The organism is [Clostridium] cellulosi (assembly GCF_036762875.1).
Classification (GTDB): Bacteria; Bacillota; Clostridia; order Oscillospirales; family Ethanoligenentaceae; genus Ruminiclostridium_D; species Ruminiclostridium_D cellulosi.
In genome coordinates, this window is sequence record NZ_JBAIZF010000002.1 from 1 (window position 1) to 18,989 (window position 18,989).

The window sequence follows — 18,989 nt, forward strand, 5'->3', positions numbered from 1 at the left end:
GCTCAACTGGCTGTTCATAACCGTAAATATAATGCTTTTCCTATGCGTCCGCTTAAATGGCAGTCACCTAAAAAGGTACTGCATGATTTTTTGTCCCTCGGTGTAACATATCTTTGACAAACCTACAGGATGGGTATATCAAATTAATTTGATACTTTCGGCTTAACGCTCAATATGCTATAATAAAAGTTACAGCAGCAGTGAGAGCAAGTATTCATTATAAAAATCAACAGCGGATACTTGCCGCAAGTTGTGCTGCTGCAATTTTGAGTTATTTTTTTGAGACGTCGAAAGGTGTCACGTGATGAAATTAAAATTGAAAATCAACTGCTTTAATGGCGTTATGGCCTTGCCCGCCGAGGCGGTGGATAAATACATAAACGAAGCTTCGCATAGCGATTTGAAAGTGCTCTTATATGTTTTTCGCAATTCAACCGGAACGCTTGATACGTCAGAAATTTGCGCCGCTTTGAAGATTACTGAAGATCAGCTTGAAAAATCGCTTTTGTTCTGGGAAAAGGCTGGACTCATTAAGGTTGACGGTAATCTCCAAAAAGATAAGAAGCAGGACAAACAAGTAAGCGAATCCGGAAAAGCGCGTGAGCAAACTGCCGCTCACAGGATTATAGATATGCCGACTCAGTACGGGCAGGAAGAGATCGCGAAAAAATCGCAGGAGAACGCGGAAATTAAGTTTTTGCTTGAAGCGGTTCCACACCAGCTTGGAAGGCTCTTGTCCCCCTCGGAATGTTCGACGCTTGTCTATTTATACGAGGGCGCGGGGCTTCCTGCGGACGTTATCATAATGCTGGTAGGGTACTGTGCCTCCTTCGGCAAAGGCAATATGCGGTACATAGAAAAGATGGCAATAAGCTGGGCGGAAGAGGGTATTGATACCCATGAAAAAGCGGAAAACAAGATAAAGGAACTCGAGGAGCGCAGGGGATATGAAGGTCAGGTCCGCTCAATCATGGGTATAACTGACCGTGCCCTTACACCTACTGAAAGACAGCATATATCGCGCTGGTGCAGTTGGAAGATGCCGATAGACCTCGTCAAACTCGCTTATGATATAGGCGTTACGAGAACCGGAAAACTATCTTTTTCATATATAAATTCGATTTTGAATGCGTGGCATGAAAAAGGCTTTACTACGGTTGAGCAGGCCCGCAATGAAAACAAAAAGAGCAGAGCAGTGGATGATAAGACGCCGTCCTATGACATTGACGAATACGTACGGCTTTCAATGAAATCTCTGCACGATGAATAGGAGGACGCTCTATGCCATATGATTCTGAAGTTTTCGCAGCGGCGCTAAGAAGGGTAGAGCAGCGCCGTGCGCAAGCTATTCAGGAGAACGAGCGCATAAAATATGAGCTATATAAGAAAATACCGAGACTCGCTGAGATAGAACGCGAACTTGCCGAAACCGGCATAAAAGTTGCAAAAGAAATTTTAAATTCAAGCGGCGATACCTCGTCAAAACTTGAAAAGCTCCGTTCGCAGAACCTTTCTCTTCAGGCCGAGCGTGCGGAACTGCTTGTTGCGAACGGTTACCCTAAGGAAATACTTGCTATCAATTACTTTTGCCCGAAATGCCACGATACCGGTTACTGCGGCGATTCTGTCTGCGACTGCTTAAGGGCGCTTCTGCGGGAGGAAGCCTGCAAGCGGGCGAATGCAGGCTCGCCCCTGCCGCTTTTTACGTTTGATACATTTGACTTAAGCTACTACCCAGACGAGCATGACGATAGGTTTGACTTTAATGTGCGGTGGCATATGGAAAAAGTTTTGAATCACTGCAAGAATTATGCGGCCGATTTCAAGCACGCGGATACAAGCCTGCTGATGCTTGGCAAAACAGGGCTCGGGAAAACGCATCTTGCGCTTTCCATAGCAAACGCCGTTATTGAACAGGGATTCGGCGTCGTATACGATACGGCCCAAAATATTTTCATGAAGATGGAAGATGAGAATTTCGGGCGAAGTGACAAGAAATATACATTCTCAGTTTTTGACTGTGATCTGTTGATTCTTGACGAGCTTCCCGACTATGCCTCGCCGTTTGCCGTAAATACGCTGTATAATATCATCAATACCCGCATGCTTCATCACCGCCCGATGATTGTCAGCACTAATTTGACTGAAAAGGAGCTTGAATCAAGATACGGTGAACGCATATTCTCGCGGCTTATCGGCGAGTTCAAGCTGCTCAAATTCTTTGGGAGCGATATAAGACAGTTGAAACTGCGCCGAAAGGCGAACTGTTAAGGCAATATTTACGGGAAAACGACCCTGCCGTTTTAGATGTGGTTGGCCAAACCTTCATCTACTCTGGCAGGGTTCTTTTTATTCGGGTCAAGCTATTATCAGTTTCTTGACTTGGTGAGTGGGGTTTGAAAAGCTGAGTCAAGCCACCTGTTTTTATTTCGGTGGTTTTTTTCAAAAAACTGCCCAGCGGTGGCAACCGCTAGGCAATTAACTCATGCACTTTGATGGTTACCTATACATTTACAACTGCCCGTGTAACCGCTTGCAGCGGCGACACTGAGCATAAACATAACGCCAAATGCTACAGCAACTAAAAGACTTGAAATCTTTCTCTTCATTTTATTACCTCCTAACAGATTATTGGCAATGCATGCAATTTTCATAAATGAAAGATAATTACCGAAATAAGTAAAAATATAAAATATTTTGACATTATTATAGCTCGTCTTGGGAAAAATGTAAATAGCACATAACAAAAAATTATATAAAAAAGAAATTAGCGTGAAATAGGTTGGATTTCATAACTTGCAAGAGGTTATCAATTGTGCAAAGCGATAAAATAATAGTTAATCGCATAATAGTGATTTCTTAGTGTCTTAATATCCCGCTGTTCAATTGGCAATTTGTGCAATGTTTTTTTAATGAAATCGGCCTGATATCATTTAGCTCTGTAACTTTTTAATTTCAAAGAATAATTTCCGATTTATCCGGCGTGCTTGATAGATTTTTTTGATAAAAATAAAACCCCGAAAGGATTAACCTTTCGGGGAATTTACAGCAGGCAGGCGGTATTCGCCGTCAATCAGCTTTATGCTTATCCTAACAGCTTCAGATAGATAGAATGTACTTCATCAACTGTCGAGGGATTAACGGCGTTAGTAAGGTTTTTCCGTCCTTCCAGCATTTTTGCGTATTCAAGACACTTTTGCGGTGAAAGTTTAACGCCTCTTACCGCGGTGAGGTCTTTAACTGCTTCGCAAAACGGATCTATGCCGCAGCCGAGCGCACTGATAAGCTTAACAGTAAGCTCCGGTGCAGCAGGAGCGTTATGTCTTATGTAGTCAGGCAAAAAAATAGCGCATGCCTTTCCATGCGGTATACCGAGTTCCACCGACAGCGGATAGCCGGCAGGGTGGGGGAAACCGGTTCCGGAAAGGTTGAGTGTTATTCCGGCCCACAGCGAGCCGTAGTAAAGCTCTTCACGCGCTTTTCCGTCCGGCAGCGTGTCCGGGTGCTGGCGCAGCCACATCATATTCGGCCACAGCTTTTTAACTGCGACGAGAGCTGCGGCATGAGCAATATCACCGGCTCTTTTTGAATAATACCCCTCTATGGCGTGGCATAGTGCGTCGAGTGCCGCCGATACAGTCAGATTATAGGGACAGGTTTCAGTATACTTTGGGTCGGCAAAAGCAAGTGTTGCATAACAGCATTTGTGAGTAATACTTTTTTTGATATTTTTGCTGTCTATCGTCAAAACTGCGGTTGCGGTGACTTCGCTTCCAGTGCCTGCAGTTGTGCCGACAAGAACAATCGGCAGGGCCTTTGAAAAATTGCATTTATAAATGTCTTCAGGCTGCATTGAAGGATTGCTTGCAAAGACAGCAGCCGCTTTAGCAGAATCAAGCGGTGAGCCTCCGCCTATACCAAGAATAAAGTCAGCGCGGAATTTTCTTGCCATGATTCCGGCTTCATAGCACGATGACAGCAGCGGGTTCGGAATTATTTTGTCATAAATTAGATAGTCTATACCCGCGTCTTTGAGCACTTTTTCAGCAGTTTTAAGAGCGCCGTTTGTTTTTGCGGAATTTTTGCCGGTAACAATGAGACACCTTTTTCCAAGAGGTTTGAGTTCATCTTGGGAATTCTCAAAGCAGCCATAGCCGCTTACCACTTTAACCGGCATGAAAAAATTAAAATCCATATCGACACCTCGAGCTTAAATAGCCAGTATTGTGAAAGATATTCAGAAAAAAAGCTGCCGAAGCTGGCAGCTTTTTTAATATGACCTAAATTTATCAATCAGGATTCGTTGAGTGCTCTTTCAAGCCAGATAGTCCCGATATCAATTGCGTTATAAAGACCGTTTTTTTCTGCCTGCTTCACTATTCTCTCACTAATTTTAAGATTCTTATCGGTAGAAACGAGTTGGACCACTACAGTTCCTGATATGTCTTGGCCGAAAAGCGGCTTCGTGTTGATTATTTGCATTATTACGACGTATTTTTCCCACATGTTGCCGTAATAAATTGTATTTCCAGACCGGACAAGGGGCCTGCCCTTATATGTCAGAAATTTCTTGTTTTTTGATTTCGGCTCCGCCAAATGATCTCCCTCCTGTCAAAAAATTGGGTACAAGACAAAAGCAAACGTCACATGCATTAGGTGAATAGTGTCAAATGCTATACAAAAGAACTTCCCAGTAATAGTCTGTTTAATAGCACATAATTATTCACTTTAATATACAGTGTAAAATTAAGTATAACATATGTTTTGATTTGTGTAAATACAAGATATCCACTTTTAGTAAATATTAACAATTAATTTGACGCTTTACAGATTACTATTTTAGAACACAAAATAAAGGGCTGCTATACGACGTGCGGATAATCTACAGTCATATATGGCAGCCCGTTTGCATAGACAATCAGTTTTTTGACTCATGCAGGTGACATGCTTCACAGTCTTCAATAGGACCGACTATCGGCAGTGGGTCAATGCCCTGTTTGCGATAATAGTCCGAAAGTGCGGCCTTAACCGCCTGCTCGGCAAGGACAGAACAGTGGATTTTTGCCGGCGGCAAACCGTCAAGAGCCTCGATAACTGCCTTATTGGAGAGCTTCAAAGCCTCATCTACTGTTTTGCCTTTTATCATTTCTGTTGCAATTGAAGATGTAGCGACAGCGGCACCGCAGCCGAATGTTTTGAATTTGACGTCAGTAATAACATTATCCTTTATTTTAAGGTACATTTTCATTATATCGCCGCAGACAGGATTGCCAACTTCACCGACACCGTCGGCGTCAGGAATTTCACCTGTGTTACGGGGATTCATGAAATGGTCCATGACCTTTTGACTATATGCCATGAGTGCTTCACTCCTTTATAATTTTAGATTACTTATTCTTCATCATATTTTCCCAAACAGGGGACATAGCGCGCAGTCTCTCAACGATTGGCGGCAGCTTTTCGAGTATATAGTCGATGTCCTCCTCAGTGTTGAGCTCGGACAGTGAAAATCTGAGGGACCCATGTGCGACTTCATGCTTAAGGCCAATCGCGAGCAGAACATGCGACGGGTCAAGTGAACCAGAGGTGCAGGCAGAACCTGATGACGCGCAGATACCGTTCATGTCAAGCAGCAGCAGCAAAGATTCGCCCTCAATACCTTCGATGGATACATTGACATTTCCGGGAAGCCTCTTTGTGCGGTCACCATTAAGCCTTGTATACGGAATCTTGAGTATGCCGTCGATAAGCTTATCGCGGAGCTTGATGACCTTTTTGGCGTTTTCGTCCATTGAGGCACATGCAAGTTCAATTGCCTTTCCGAGTCCTACTATGCCGGGGACATTTTCTGTGCCGGCGCGGCGGTTTTTCTCCTGAGCGCCGCCTTCGATAAGGTTCGGGAAACGCAGGCCCTTTCTTATATACAAAGCTCCTACGCCCTTCGGGCCATGGAATTTATGGGCTGAAAGCGACAGCAGATCGATATGTTCTTCTTTTACGTTGATTGGAATATGGCCGACAGCCTGTACGGCATCAGTATGAAAAACAACGCCCTTATCTGAGCATATTTTTGCAAGTTCGGGAATAGGTTGAATTGTGCCTATCTCATTGTTTGCATACATTATGGAAACAAGGGTTGTATCGGGTCTGATTGCCGCTTCAAGGTCAGACGGTTTTACGATACCGTTCGAATTGACATCAAGATAAGTAACTTCAAAGCCTTCCTTTTCAAGCGCTTTCATTGTATGCAGGACGGCGTGATGTTCAAATTTAGTTGTGATAAGGTGTTTGCCCTTTTTGACATTGGCGTGAGCAATACCGCGTATTGCCCAGTTATCGGCTTCTGAGCCGCCGGAGGTGAAGAATATTTCATGCTCATCGGCGCCCAGCGCATCGGCCACTCTTTTCCGTGCTATATCAATAGCTTCATGGGCTTCGCGGCCTTTTGAATAAATGCTTGACGGATTGCCGTATTTGTCGCAGAAATACGGGAGCATCTCGTCAAGTACCTCTTTTGTGACAGGTGTTGTCGCAGCGTTGTCAGCATATACAAACTTATCCATAGAGTCCACCTCTTAATTCCGTTAATTTAAGTGCATTTAAGCTAAACTGCCGGGTTTTAGCTTAAAACCGAATATGCCGGAATACATTCAAATTTTCTATCGTGTAAAACCGGTGATTACAATGTAATTCTTTGACTTCATTAATATTATACTAATTGAGTATAAATTTCAAGTCTTATTTTAAGAATTATCGAATAATTATATAATGTGCAAAAAAAATCGCCTTTATTTATGGCATATTCTGATTAACTGGTAAAGAGACGAGCAGGTTTTATAAAAATGTTGTGCCGTCGCCTGCTGATTTTAATGCCGCTTCAACAGCGAGTTTATCGCAGCGTTCGTTTTCCGGATGGCCGGCGTGACCCTTGACCCAGACTATCTCAACCTCGTGTTTATCAATTAGCTGGAGCAGTTTATCCCAAAGGTCTGCGTTTAGGGCGGGCTTTTTGTCGCCTTTAATCCAGCCGTTTGCCTTCCACTTTTTTGCCCAGCCCTTTTTAATGCCGTTGACAAGGTAACTGGAGTCGCTATATAGCGTTACACGGCATTGTTCGTTGAGGGCAGCAAGGCCGGTGATGGCTGCGAGCAGTTCCATCCGGTTGTTGGTTGTATTTGAATAACCTCCGGAAAGCTCCTTTTCATGCTTGCCGTAACGGAGGATTACCCCATATCCGCCGGGGCCGGGGTTGCCGCGGCAGGCTCCGTCTGTAAATATTTCGACATGCTTTAGTTCCATCTGTTACTCCCATTATTTAATGACATGGCATAAAAACAACTCAATTTAATATTGTATCAAATTATCAGTAAAAAACAATACGAATAGTTATGTTTTAGGAAGTATTGAAGCTGTAGGCATAACGGGGTATAAATTCTGTTTTATAAAGTCATTGCTCAGCCTGGTTTTATTGCTGGCTGCAAAATAAATTACAGGCAAAGTCGCAAAACTATAGGAGGGGACAAAATGACAAGCGGTGTTCTCCCTGCACTGTTGCTTTCGACGATAGCGGGTTTGTCAACGGCAATCGGAAGCCTTATTGCGCTGTTTTCAAAAAAGAATGACACAAGATTTATGTCTGCTGCTCTCGGATTTTCGGCGGGGGTAATGATAACGGTATCATTTGCCGAGCTTCTTCCAGAAGCACAAAAAAACATTTCAGTATCAAATCCAAGGTACGGTCCGGCAATCTCCCTTTGTTTTCTCGCCACAGGGGTGGCATTAGCCGCTATTATAGACATGCTGATTCCTTCGGATATCGGAATTTCTGGAGGCATTGACCGCTCCGGGGCGTCACTGCTGCATATGGGTGTAGTTACGGCGATTGCGATAACTGTTCACAATTTTCCGGAGGGAATAGCTACCTTTATGGCAGGGTATTCGGACATAAAGATTGGTTTGCCTGTGGCACTTTCCATAGCAATGCACAATATTCCCGAAGGTGTCGCGGTATCTGTTCCCATATATTTCGGAACCGGCAAACGCGGCAAAGCGTTTTTGTATTCGGCAGCGTCAGGGCTTTCGGAACCGCTCGGCGCTCTTATAGCGTATCTGTGCCTTGCTCCGTTTTTGAATACATCTTCACTCGGCGGGGTATTCGCGGTGGTCGCCGGGATAATGGTCTATATTGCTTTCGGCGAACTTGTGCCGGCGTCGGAGCGTTACAAAAGGCCGCGTGCCGCTGTGGTCGGCATTGTCATGGGCACACTTTTTATGCTTTTTATTCTGACGGCGTCGGGAACATAAAGTTTTGCGGTAAAAGTGCGAGCTTGCCAATATTATGGTGAAGGTAAATAAAAACTGATTGCGGTGAAATACTACTTAAAAAAAGACGCAGGAGGGTGTTTTTTCTGATGAAAGCCGTAATCATGGCAGGAGGCGAAGGAAAACGACTGCGCCCCCTGACCTGCAATTTACCGAAACCAATGGCAAGACTCTGCGGGCGTCCCGCAATTGAACATATAATTGACCTGCTTTCCCGGAACGGTGTCGATGAGGCGGCGGTAACCTTGCGTTACCTGCCTGAAGCGATTACAGATTATTTCAGCGATGGAAGCTGCTGTGGCGTAAAACTGCATTTTGTTGAAGAGGACAAGCCTTTAGGCACTGCTGGAGGGGTACTCAATGCTGCAAAAGGATTCAGCGGGGACTTCATTGTCATAAGCGGCGACGCAATGTGCGATTTTGACTTAAAGTCAGCTATGAAATTTCACCTTGAAAAGAGGGCTGACGCGACTCTTCTGCTGTCGAGGGTAGCCGATCCGAGGGAATACGGACTGGTTGTTACCGACGCGTCCGGCGCCGTCAAAGGATTTGTCGAAAAGCCGGGCTGGGCGCAGGCTGTAACGGACGCGGTAAATACTGGTATATACATTTTGAATGAAAGGGCGCTGAAGCTTATACCCGAGCACCATCCCTTTGATTTTGCAAAGGATTTGTTCCCACTTATGCTCGAAAGGGGCATGAGGGTTTACGGCTTTGAGGCGGAGGGTTACTGGTGCGATATCGGTGACATCAGCGCCTATACCTCATGCCAGTTCGACATGCTTGAAAACAGGGTCGACTGTCGTATTGAGGCCAAAAAGCGCGATGGGATCTATTATAAGAAAAACTTGCCCAGCGGAAATTACACCGTGATACCGCCCGTCTATTTTGGCAGCGGTGTTCACATAGGCGACTATTCGGTCATCGGACCATATGCAGTCATCGACGACGGCTGTACCATAGGCACCGGCGCAAGCATAAAACATTCAGTTATGCTGCCAGACGCATATGCCGGGGATTATACGGAACTGCGCGGTGCTCTTCTGTGCGCCGGCGCCAAACTTAAGAAGCGAGTCGGAATGTACGAAGGCTCAGTTGCCGGAGCGGGAAGCGTAATAGGGGCAAACGCGTCCGTAAGCCCCGGCGTGCGTATCTGGCCCGGCAAGATTGTAGACGACGGTGTGCGCGTATCGCAGAACATAAAAGAAGGGCGAATCCGGCGCGGTATATTCGACGACGACGGCATAACCGGCGAACCGGGTGCGGATTTGACCCCTGAAAACTGCGCTAAACTTGGCGCGGCAATCGGCGGCGTATTTGAATCCGGCCATATCGGTATTGCCAGCGACGGCAGCGTTGCTGCTAACGTCCTTAAATCTGCAACCGCGGCGGGAGCACTGTCGTCGGGGGCACGTGTATGCGATTTTGGTGCCTGCTTTGAGTCGCTGTTTAATTTTGCGGTAACCTTTTTTGGGCTTGATATCGGAATATTTGTACGAATGTCCGGCGGCAAAGTTAAGATTGAACTTGTCGGCGCTGGCGGCCTTGGAATAGGCAGGGCGGTGGAACGCAAGATTGAGGCGGCAGTGTCCACTGGTGAAATCTCAAGATGTATGCCCGAGGATTACAGCGAAGAGTTTGTAATGCAGGGTATAAAGGCCGTCTATCAGCGTGAGCTTAAAAAATATGCGCCTAAAGACTTTGGTACGTCAATATCAGTAAGGTCGGCAAACCGCGAAATTCAAAAAATGCTCATCAGTATTTTGAAACAAAACGGGTGCCGGGTTCAGACAGGGACAACCGGCGATATCTGTGTGCACGTCGACGCTTTCGGCACGCATGCCTCTTTTATATGCGAGGATGGGTCATTTGCAAGCCCGGAAGAAACGCTGGCGCTTGGCTGCATTGTGGCTTTTGAAAACGGCGAGGACGTTGCGCTGCCTTTCGACGCCCCGAGAATAATTGATGTAATTGCGCAAAGATACGGGCGCCACGTGCTGCGCTATTTCGAATGTCCAGCCGACAACGCCGATTCACAAGCGCGCAGGCTTGCCCTAAAACAGACTTGGGTAAGGGATGGGCTAGAAAATGCCCTGCGTATACTGTCGTTTGCAAAAGACAGGGACAGAACGATAGCGTCGCTGAAGGCGTCACTTCCCAAGTTTGCCGTTACAGTCAAGTCAATAAATTTTGACGTCAACCCGAGCCTTTTGCTGCGCAGTTTTACCGATGATATTTCGGCACAGCCTGCCGAGGGTGTGGTCCTGACAAGGGGAAAAGGCAGGGTGCTTATAAGCCCGCTCAAGCGCGGAACAGGGATTAAAATTGTCGCTGAAGCAGGTGATATGGAGACAGCCGGCGAACTTTGCTCGGATATCGCGCGGGAACTTCAAAACAATGTTAAAGCTATTGACAAGAACGGTAAAAAAAGCTAAACTATAAAGAGTATTTGGGTGTACGGATTCAATCGTTTTAATTTATGGCTAACAGTTTTTAATTAATGCTTTCGGGTTTTAGGCATTAATTTGCACATCTGTTTTTTTTGAAAGCAGATGTTGGTGCGGAAATTTTTATTTTATTTTTTGCATTGTTTAATAGGCGTATTTTAATTGAGCGGATTTTTGGTCGGACAAAGTTTTTCGCTTTTATTTAAAGGTTCCGCGGTGAATCGGGGGACCTTTAGCGGTTTATTGTTTAAAAAGATTCTATAAGTCCGGTTAGATGAACGGTTTGGCTGATAGAACTGTTCTTAATGGCTCTATGCCTAAAACAAAACGGGTTATTTCTTCTTCGGTGATTGGAACTTTAAACGGCTGTAGTCGGAAGGCATAATTAAAAACAGTTTCAATGACTGCTTGGCGGGAATACCTGTACGATTTTATGTATGTTTAACACTATTTCTCAAAAATTAGTGTTTTTGAGTGTGTTGATTTCTGCGGTAATTAAGGAAAAATGTAGTATGTCTGTATAATAAAGGTAAAGTGAGCTTATATTAATATGTTTTTTCTTGGAAATGATTAATTTATTTGAAATATTATAACAATCTTATTAAGAAATGGCATTGCACTTTATATCTGCAAAGGCGGATAACATATAAATGGAGGTTATATAGTGGTTAAAAATTCTTCGGCAGCCATGCCGGCAAAAACGGCAATTTTGGCATCGGCAAAAACAGTAAAAACTACGGTAAGGACTCGTGCTACACAGCGCAGAACAACACGAACTCGCAAACAAGCAGAAAAGCCAGCGATTCCCGTACACATTATTCCGCTTGGTGGTCTTGACGAGATTGGCAAGAACATGACAGTGTTTGAATGCGGAAATGATATATTTGTTGTAGATTGTGGACTTGCGTTTCCGGACGACGATATGCTGGGCATAGACCTTGTGATACCTGATGTTACATGGCTTGAAAAAAATAGCGACAGAGTTAGAGGCATTGTCTTGACTCACGGTCATGAGGACCATATAGGTGGGCTTCCATATGTATTGAGGAACATCAATATGCCTGTTTATGGTTCACGGCTTACCCTCGGTATCCTTGAAGGAAAACTTAAAGAACACGGGCTTCTCGGCAAAGTAGAATTGAATGTCGTTGAGCCGGGCGATAAGGTCCAATTCGGGTGCATGGAAGTTGAATTTATTAATGTAACCCATTCCATTGCCGGTTCTCTCGCAATTGCAATAAAGACACCGTCCGGTGTAATCGTTCAAACCGGTGACTTCAAAATAGACTGCACGCCGATACTTGGAGACATGATTGACCTTGCAAGGTTTGGCGAGCTTGGCAAAAACGGTGTGCTTGCCCTACTTATGGATTCAACGAATGCTGAGCGCCCTGGCTACACAATGTCAGAGAGAAAAGTCGGAGAATCCTTCGACGCGCTTTTCCAGCGCGCCCAGAACAAGCGCATTATTATAGCTACATTTGCCTCAAATGTTCACCGCGTTCAGCAGATTGTCAACGCTGCCGCCTGTTACGGCAGACATGTGGCAATATCTGGGCGCAGTATGGTCAATGTAATAAATATCGCTATTGAACTCGGATATCTTGACGTTCCGGAAGGCCTTATCGTTGACCTTGATCTAATCAATCGCTATCCACCTGAAAAAATGGTCATAGTAACGACCGGCAGTCAAGGTGAAGCTATGTCGGCTCTGTACCGCATGGCGTTTTCCGACCATAATAAGATAGAGGTTGGGCCGAATGATTTTATAATAATTTCGGCAAACCCGATTCCGGGCAATGAAAAAACCGTTTCAAAAATGGTCAATGAACTTTTAAAGCTCGGTGCAGAGGTTGTTTATGAATCGCTGGCCGAAGTCCATGCCTCAGGCCACGCATGTCAGGAAGAGCTTAAGATTATGCTTGGCCTGACACGTCCGAAGTTTTTCATACCTGTCCACGGTGAGCAGAAGCACCTGAGGAAGAACATGAATCTTGCCCTTTCAATGGGCATGGACAAGAGAAATATATTGATAACGGAAATAGGCCAGGTAATTGAGCTTACCCCTAATTCATGCAAAGTTGTCGGCACTGTTCCATCAGGACGCGTACTTGTTGACGGTTTCGGCGTCGGTGACGTCGGCAGCATCGTGCTCCGTGACCGCAAACATCTGGCGCAGGACGGTCTGATTGTTGTTGTCGCTACAATAGACAGCGTCGCCGGAACAGTAGTATCCGGTCCGGACATCGTTTCACGCGGCTTTGTTTATGTAAGGGAATCTGAAAGCCTGATGGATGAGACACGCCGTGTAGCAAAAGATGTGCTTGAAGAATGTGCTGAAAACGGCATAAAAGAGTGGGGAACAATTAAATCCCATGTAAAAGATGCTCTTTCAAAGCTGTTATACGAAAGAACGAAACGCAGCCCGATGATACTTCCTGTAATTATGGAAATTTAAAAGTGACATAACAACCTATAATAGCTCAGTAAAATGCAAGGACAGGCCACTGTGAGGATAGCGCTTCGCGGTGGCCTGTCCTTTGGCTGATTTGTATACTGAAATTGATGTCATCTTTAATTAAATGTACTAAATTTTAAATTTTAAGCATTAATAGTTATATCTTTAACTTAAGACCGTTGTTTTATTTCTCAAGATAAGCTATAATAAGGTCAAAATCGCAAATCATCAGGGTTGACATATATCATAAATTAACATAAGATGATATGAAATGCAGTCATAAACTCTTATGCGCATTTCGTTTCAGTGCGATAAAAACATACGCTGAAATATCATTTTGCATATAAAATAGAGATTGGAGAGCGGTGAACACCGTTGAAAAACAAACAGCTGTGGCAATCAAGAAGAGTCTTGTATTTAGGCATTGGTGTTCTTGTTCTGCTGCCAATAATAAGTCTTTTTTGGGACTACCGTATTGCCGCAGCGGAATTTGCAGCAGTATTGGTTACAATTGTATTGATTTTTTACCGGCTGCATAAGTTCAAGCTTGATGTTAGGCAGCTTATGCAGGAAACTGTGCGGAACCTTGCCCTGACTGACAAGCAGGCGCTTGAGGCATTTCCGCTGCCTGTTGCTGTAATTAACGACTCATGTGAGATAATCTGGTACAACAACCTCTTTAGGACTGATGTGCTCAGATGCCAGGATTGCTATGGAACACAGCTTAAAACAATAATGGCAGACATTCCGGATGATTTCATTAAGAGATTGCCTCGCGGTGTCGATATCGCCAGTGTTACTGATGATAAAGCAAAAACTGCAAAAAAGTACACCGTTTACGGTTCAAAGCGTAAAGACGGGTGCTATCAGCTTTACTTTATTGACAATACTGAGCTTAAAAATACTGCTACTGAATATATGCTTTCGCGGCCGGTTGTTGCCATCATAATGATAGACAGCTACGATGAGCTGATGCAGAATGCTAAAGAGGGCGAAAGGGCGGAAATCGTCAGCATGATTGAAAAATTGCTGACCGCCTGGGTTTCCCAGACTACTGGTTTCTTGCGCCAAACCGACCGCAACAAGTACCTGTTTGTGTTTGAAGAAAGGCATTACCAGAAATTTATCGAAACACGTTTTGACATACTCGACAAAGTACGACAGATATCTATCGGTGATTACATGGCGGCCACCCTGTCTATCGGTGTTGGCCGCGGCGGCGCTACCCTCGCTGAAAACGAGGATATGGCGCGTCAGGCTCTTGATATGGCATTGGGCCGCGGCGGTGACCAGGCGGCGGTTAAGACATCCGCTGGCTATGAGTTTTACGGCGGCGTATCTAAAGTTGTTGAAAAGAGGACAAAGGTAAAAACAAGAATTATCGCGTCCGCTCTTTCAGAGCTTATTGACGGCAGCGATAATGTATTGATAATGGGCCATAAGGCCACCGATCTTGATTTTGTCGGTGCTGCCGCGGGGCTTTACAAGGCAATCATGTCGCGCGGCTGCAGTGCAAGGATTGTTCTGTCAAAGCGGGACAGCCTTGCGAAAGGGCTGATTAACCAGCTCGAAAAGGAAGGCTACAGCGAGGCGTTTATTGAACCTGAGGAATCACTTTTCCTTGTAACGCCTAAAACACTGCTTATTGTTGCCGATACACACAGAAAGGGCTTTGTCGAATACCCCGAGCTTTACAAAGTAGCAAAGACCATAGCGGTTATTGACCATCACCGCAAAATGGTTGATTTCATCGACAATGCCGTTCTGTTCTACCATGAGCCCTATGCCTCGTCTGCGTCGGAGATGGTGACGGAACTTGTCCAGTATATAGCGGACAAGTCGATAACTGTTACAGAAGCGACCGCACTGCTCGCGGGAATTACCCTCGATACCCGCAACTTTTCTGTCCGTACAGGCGTGCGCACTTTTGAAGCCGCGGCTTATCTCCGCCGCAAAGGCGCCGATACTGCAAAAGTCAAAGAACTATTTTCCGGCAGCATGGAGGATTATGTGACCCGCGCAAGGCTCGTCGCCTCGGCGAATATCTATAAAGGCTGCGCCATAGTGCTCGGCAAAAGTGAAGTCCACAAGAATCTCAGGCTGATTGCTCCGCAGGCGGCTGACGAACTGTTGCAGATTGCTGGCGTAAAGGCCTCGTTCGTCCTGTATGCCGTCGACGGCGGCATCTACATTTCGGCACGCTCAATGGGCAAGGTCAATGTCCAGCTTGTTATGGAAAAGTTGGGCGGCGGCGGTCATATGACAATGGCGGGCGCGCAGCTTAAAAACACCGACTTGGAAGGCGCTGAGGAAAAGCTGATTGACGCCATTGACAAATATTTCGAAGAGAATAAAACACACTCTAACAACGATTGATATATGCGTTTTGGCCTTTTGTTATTTGAAAACGGCCGAAACCAAACTCGGGAGGCATTATAATGAAGGTTATACTCAAAGTTGACGTAAAAGGTTCCGGAAAGGCGGGGCAGCTTGTCAACGTATCTGACGGATACGCGAAAAATTATCTGATACCCCGCGGGCTTGCGGTTGAAGCCAATAACAAAGCGCTCAATGAGCTGCACAATAAAGAACAGTCTGAAAAATACCGCAAAGAGGTTGAAAAGGCTAACGCCCAGCAAGCGGCAGAAAAACTCTCGGGCAAGACAGTGAGAATTTACGCAAAGGCTGGCGCAAACGGAAAGCTGTTCGGTTCCGTTACATCTAAGGAAGTTGCTCAGGCGATAAAGGAGCAATTTTCGCTTGATATAGATAAAAGGAAAATTGTATTGCAGGACGATATAAAGACATACGGAGCTGTTCAGGCTGAAGCGAAGCTTTACAGCGGCATTACGGCTAAATTTCATGTTATAGTAGGAGCTGCCGACTAATTCAACAACTGTCCTAAATAATCGAATGTCTTGAATTATCCCTGTGAGGATTTAATGGACTTTCAAAAATTTAGGACAGTTTTTTACGTTTTTACATATGTGGTATTTCGAAAAAGCCAAGGAGGTCAATGATGCCTAACGAAAAAGGTGCTGTTCCGGTAAATCTTGAGGATATAAAGCAGCCTTACAGCCTTGAGGCAGAGCAGTCTGTATTAGGCTCGATTCTAATAGACCCGCAATGCCTTTATCAGGTGCTTGAAGTCCTAAAGCCGCAGTATTTTTATTTGCCTCAGCACCGTGAAATTTTTACGACAATGGTCTCTATGTTCAGTCAAAGCAGCGCTATAGATATAGTAACGCTGCTTGACGAACTTAAAGCAAACGGAGTTTATGACGAGGCGGGCGGAAAAGCATATCTTCTCCAGTTAGCCGAAGTTGTCCCGTCGGTTGCCAACGTAATGGCATATGCCAAAATCGTTCAGGATAAATATTTTCTCAGGAGCCTTATTAACGCATCTAAGGAGATAATCGCGTCTGCGTCCGAGGAAACGGATGACGTCCGCGCGATAATGGACGCTGCTGAGCAGAAGATTTATGATATAAGACAGGATAAAACGGTAGACGGCGTTAAGCATGTAAAGGAAGTCATACTTGAAGCTTATGACAGGCTCCATAAAATCAGCAGCGAGGAGAAGAGCAAATACCTCGGCATCCCTACCGGTTTTTCGGAACTTGATAGATATATATCCGGACTTAACCGCTCCGACCTTATACTGATAGCAGCCCGTCCGGCAATGGGAAAATCCGCGTTTGCGCTGAACATTGCGCAGAACGTGGCCAAAAAGGGCTATAAAGTAGCCTTTTTCTCGCTTGAGATGACAAGCGAGCAGAATGTCTCGCGTATGTTATCCTCTGAGAGTATGATTGAAAACACTGCCCTGCGTTCCGGCGAACTCAATGACGACGACTGGGTAAAGCTTGCGCAGGCGGCGGACACGCTGTCAAAATGCAATATGTATTTTGACGACACCTCCGGCATAACAGTGCCTGAAATAAAGGCGAAATGCCGCCGAATCAAAGGGCTTGACCTTGTCGTTATCGACTATCTGCAGCTGATGTCCTCCGGACGCAGAATAGAGAACCGTGTTCAGGAGGTTTCAGAGATAACAAGGGCGCTGAAGATTATGGCAAAAGACCTCGATGTGCCTGTTATTACGCTGTCGCAGTTGTCCCGCGGAACCGAATCCCGAACCAGCCATAAGCCGATGTTGTCGGACCTGCGTGAATCCGGTTCCATCGAGCAGGACGCTGATATTGTTCTTTTCCTTTACCGTGAGGATTATTATGAACAAAATGAGGAAAACCATAATCAGGCGACCTGCATAATCGGCAAAAACCGTCACGGCGCTGTAGGAGAAATCCCTCTGCATTGGGACGGCGCACATACAAGATTTACTACTGCGGAGAGGTACCGCAATGAACAATAATGAGAGTCTACCGCCGCTTGTCGGCAAAGCTGAAGCGGCGATAAAGCGATATAATATGCTTGCGGACAGGAGTGCGGTGCTTGTCGGTGTTTCCGGCGGCGCCGACTCGATGGCATTGCTGCATTATCTATGCTCCATCCGCGAAAAAACCGGTATTAAGGTTTATGCGGCCCATGTAAACCACGGAATTAGGGGTGAAGAGGCAAAGCGAGACGAGAATTATGTGAAAGATTGGTGCGCCGAGCATGATGTCCCCGTATTTTTGCTCCACGCGGACGTCATCGGGCGTGCCAAAAACGAGGGTGAAACTGTCGAAGAGGCAGGGCGAAAGGTCCGATACAGCTTTTTTGAACAAAAGGCGAGTGAAATCGGCGCCGTAATCGCGACGGCACATACGCTCAGCGATTCAATAGAAACTTTCCTCATCAATTTTGCCCGCGGCACAGGGCTGCGCGGCTTATGCGGCATACCGCCTGTGAGAGGTAACATAATAAGGCCGCTTATTCGCTGCACACGACATGATACTGAGGAATATTGCCAATATTTTGGTATAAAATATTTAGACGACAGTACGAATTTTACTCGTGATTATACAAGAAACCGCATAAGGCTTGATGTTATCCCTGAGCTTTACCGGATTAATCCGTCCTTTGATAAGGCGGCGGCAAGGCTGTTTGACTCCCTTGAAGAAGACAGGGACTACATTGAGAGTGAGGCTGAAAAAAAGCTGGCCAGCGCGAAAATTAAAGAGGGAGAATATCTTGTAGATAAGCTCTTAAACGACTGCAACAGTGCGGTATTAAACCGGTGTGTTTCGCTTGCTGCATCAGCTTTTTCGGGAAAGTCTCAAGAAGCGCTCCACATTGCAAAAATAATTGAATTAATGAAAAAGGGCAAAGGCAAAACCGAAATAAGGGGCGGATGTTTCGCAAATGTTGCAAACGGCAGATTGATATTTACGAACAATAACATCAAGGATACTCCTGGTGCGGACTTTTGTTTCCCCTTCAAGGTCGGAATATATGAAAACCCAAAGTTTAAATTAGTTATTTCGCCGATTTCACGGACTTTGCTGAAAAATTTTAAAAATATTAACAAACGATATTTTAAAAATGCAGTAGATTGTGATAAAATAAGAGGTAACGCATTGGTTCATGGTAAATCTAAAGGGGACAAAATCAAACCTGCGGGCAGGAATGTTACCAAGACGCTTAAGAAGCTCTTCAACGAGAACAAAGTCCCTGTTGAACTAAGACCGTACATTCCGGTAGCTTATGATGACGAAGGCGTAATATGGGCTGGCGGAATTGGGGTTGACGAACGATGCAAAGTGACAGAAGATACAGAAAACGCATTCCTGCTTGAAATAAAACACCTGGAGGTATAA

The 18,989-nt window shown here is 45.3% G+C and carries 15 protein-coding genes; 9 read left to right on the plus strand and 6 right to left on the minus strand.

The features are described 5' to 3' along the window. Positions 1 to 304 precede the first annotated feature (304 nt). Together V6C21_RS00125 and V6C21_RS00130 are read left to right on the plus strand one after the other, a co-directional pair. Positions 305 to 1,270 carry a DnaD domain protein gene (locus tag V6C21_RS00125; protein ID WP_034838959.1) on the plus strand — a complete coding sequence of 322 codons (966 nt, stop codon included), beginning with the start codon at positions 305 to 307 and terminating at the stop codon, positions 1,268 to 1,270. A gap of 11 nt (positions 1,271 to 1,281) precedes the next feature. After that, positions 1,282 to 2,271: an ATP-binding protein gene (locus tag V6C21_RS00130; protein ID WP_034838962.1), complete on the plus strand. Its 990-nt coding sequence runs from the start codon at positions 1,282 to 1,284 to the stop codon at positions 2,269 to 2,271. A gap of 212 nt (positions 2,272 to 2,483) precedes the next feature. Here V6C21_RS00130 and V6C21_RS00135 read toward each other — a convergent pair whose 3' ends face one another. The 6 genes from V6C21_RS00135 to rnhA form a co-directional block, all read right to left on the minus strand. Further along, on the minus strand, positions 2,484 to 2,609 hold the full coding sequence (locus V6C21_RS00135) for a hypothetical protein (RefSeq protein ID WP_479268029.1): 126 nt from the start codon (positions 2,607 to 2,609) through the stop codon (positions 2,484 to 2,486). A 476-nt stretch (positions 2,610 to 3,085) separates the two neighbouring features. Continuing rightward, the gene (locus V6C21_RS00140; RefSeq protein WP_052659841.1) at positions 3,086 to 4,195 is read right to left on the minus strand and encodes an iron-containing alcohol dehydrogenase; all 1,110 of its coding nucleotides are present in this window, start codon (positions 4,193 to 4,195) and stop codon (positions 3,086 to 3,088) included. 98 nt (positions 4,196 to 4,293) lie between these two features. Beyond that, entirely contained in the window at positions 4,294 to 4,596 is a 303-nt protein-coding gene (locus tag V6C21_RS00145; protein ID WP_034838966.1) for a hypothetical protein, read from the minus strand. Positions 4,597 to 4,918: 322 nt separating this feature from the next. Beyond that, positions 4,919 to 5,359, minus strand: a complete 441-nt coding sequence (gene nifU / locus V6C21_RS00150) for a Fe-S cluster assembly scaffold protein NifU (RefSeq protein WP_034838968.1) — start codon at positions 5,357 to 5,359, stop codon at positions 4,919 to 4,921. 28 nt (positions 5,360 to 5,387) lie between these two features. Next, positions 5,388 to 6,563: a cysteine desulfurase NifS gene (gene nifS / locus V6C21_RS00155; protein WP_034838971.1), complete on the minus strand. Its 1,176-nt coding sequence runs from the start codon at positions 6,561 to 6,563 to the stop codon at positions 5,388 to 5,390. Positions 6,564 to 6,834: 271 nt separating this feature from the next. Next, the gene (gene rnhA / locus V6C21_RS00160) at positions 6,835 to 7,299 is read right to left on the minus strand and encodes a ribonuclease HI (RefSeq protein ID WP_045085345.1); all 465 of its coding nucleotides are present in this window, start codon (positions 7,297 to 7,299) and stop codon (positions 6,835 to 6,837) included. 225 nt (positions 7,300 to 7,524) lie between these two features. On the opposite strand from rnhA, the gene zupT reads away from it, so the two are divergent. The 7 genes from zupT to tilS all read left to right on the plus strand — a co-directional run bounded on the left by zupT (position 7,525) and on the right by tilS (position 18,989). Continuing rightward, positions 7,525 to 8,304, plus strand: coding sequence for a zinc transporter ZupT (gene zupT, locus V6C21_RS00165; RefSeq protein ID WP_045085346.1), 780 nt, complete (start codon positions 7,525 to 7,527; stop codon positions 8,302 to 8,304). A gap of 107 nt (positions 8,305 to 8,411) precedes the next feature. Then, entirely contained in the window at positions 8,412 to 10,757 is a 2,346-nt protein-coding gene (locus V6C21_RS00170; RefSeq protein WP_052659842.1) for a sugar phosphate nucleotidyltransferase, read from the plus strand. A 700-nt stretch (positions 10,758 to 11,457) separates the two neighbouring features. Continuing rightward, entirely contained in the window at positions 11,458 to 13,227 is a 1,770-nt protein-coding gene (locus V6C21_RS00175) for a ribonuclease J (protein WP_479268088.1), read from the plus strand. Positions 13,228 to 13,602: 375 nt separating this feature from the next. Beyond that, positions 13,603 to 15,603, plus strand: a complete 2,001-nt coding sequence (locus V6C21_RS00180) for a DHH family phosphoesterase (protein ID WP_479268030.1) — start codon at positions 13,603 to 13,605, stop codon at positions 15,601 to 15,603. A 62-nt stretch (positions 15,604 to 15,665) separates the two neighbouring features. Continuing rightward, positions 15,666 to 16,115, plus strand: coding sequence for a 50S ribosomal protein L9 (gene rplI / locus V6C21_RS00185; protein WP_034838980.1), 450 nt, complete (start codon positions 15,666 to 15,668; stop codon positions 16,113 to 16,115). Between the two features lie 131 nt (positions 16,116 to 16,246). Then, a complete protein-coding gene (gene dnaB / locus V6C21_RS00190) occupies positions 16,247 to 17,602 on the plus strand; it encodes a replicative DNA helicase (protein WP_034838982.1) in 1,356 nt (451 codons plus the stop codon). Then, on the plus strand, positions 17,592 to 18,989 hold the full coding sequence (tilS, locus tag V6C21_RS00195; RefSeq protein ID WP_045085348.1) for a tRNA lysidine(34) synthetase TilS: 1,398 nt from the start codon (positions 17,592 to 17,594) through the stop codon (positions 18,987 to 18,989). The genes dnaB and tilS overlap by 11 nt, the downstream gene beginning before the upstream one ends.

Coding starts and splice junctions, on each gene's coding strand:
- tilS (WP_045085348.1), top strand. CDS start 17,592: ATGAACAATAATGAGAGTCTACCGCCGCTTGTCGGCAAAGCTGAAGCG.
- rnhA (WP_045085345.1), bottom strand. CDS start 7,299: ATGGAACTAAAGCATGTCGAAATATTTACAGACGGAGCCTGCCGCGGC.
- zupT (WP_045085346.1), top strand. CDS start 7,525: ATGACAAGCGGTGTTCTCCCTGCACTGTTGCTTTCGACGATAGCGGGT.
- nifS (WP_034838971.1), bottom strand. CDS start 6,563: ATGGATAAGTTTGTATATGCTGACAACGCTGCGACAACACCTGTCACA.
- dnaB (WP_034838982.1), top strand. CDS start 16,247: ATGCCTAACGAAAAAGGTGCTGTTCCGGTAAATCTTGAGGATATAAAG.
- V6C21_RS00125 (WP_034838959.1), top strand. CDS start 305: ATGAAATTAAAATTGAAAATCAACTGCTTTAATGGCGTTATGGCCTTG.
- nifU (WP_034838968.1), bottom strand. CDS start 5,359: ATGGCATATAGTCAAAAGGTCATGGACCATTTCATGAATCCCCGTAAC.
- rplI (WP_034838980.1), top strand. CDS start 15,666: ATGAAGGTTATACTCAAAGTTGACGTAAAAGGTTCCGGAAAGGCGGGG.
- V6C21_RS00135 (WP_479268029.1), bottom strand. CDS start 2,609: ATGAAGAGAAAGATTTCAAGTCTTTTAGTTGCTGTAGCATTTGGCGTT.
- V6C21_RS00140 (WP_052659841.1), bottom strand. CDS start 4,195: ATGGATTTTAATTTTTTCATGCCGGTTAAAGTGGTAAGCGGCTATGGC.
- V6C21_RS00170 (WP_052659842.1), top strand. CDS start 8,412: ATGAAAGCCGTAATCATGGCAGGAGGCGAAGGAAAACGACTGCGCCCC.
- V6C21_RS00175 (WP_479268088.1), top strand. CDS start 11,458: ATGCCGGCAAAAACGGCAATTTTGGCATCGGCAAAAACAGTAAAAACT.
- V6C21_RS00130 (WP_034838962.1), top strand. CDS start 1,282: ATGCCATATGATTCTGAAGTTTTCGCAGCGGCGCTAAGAAGGGTAGAG.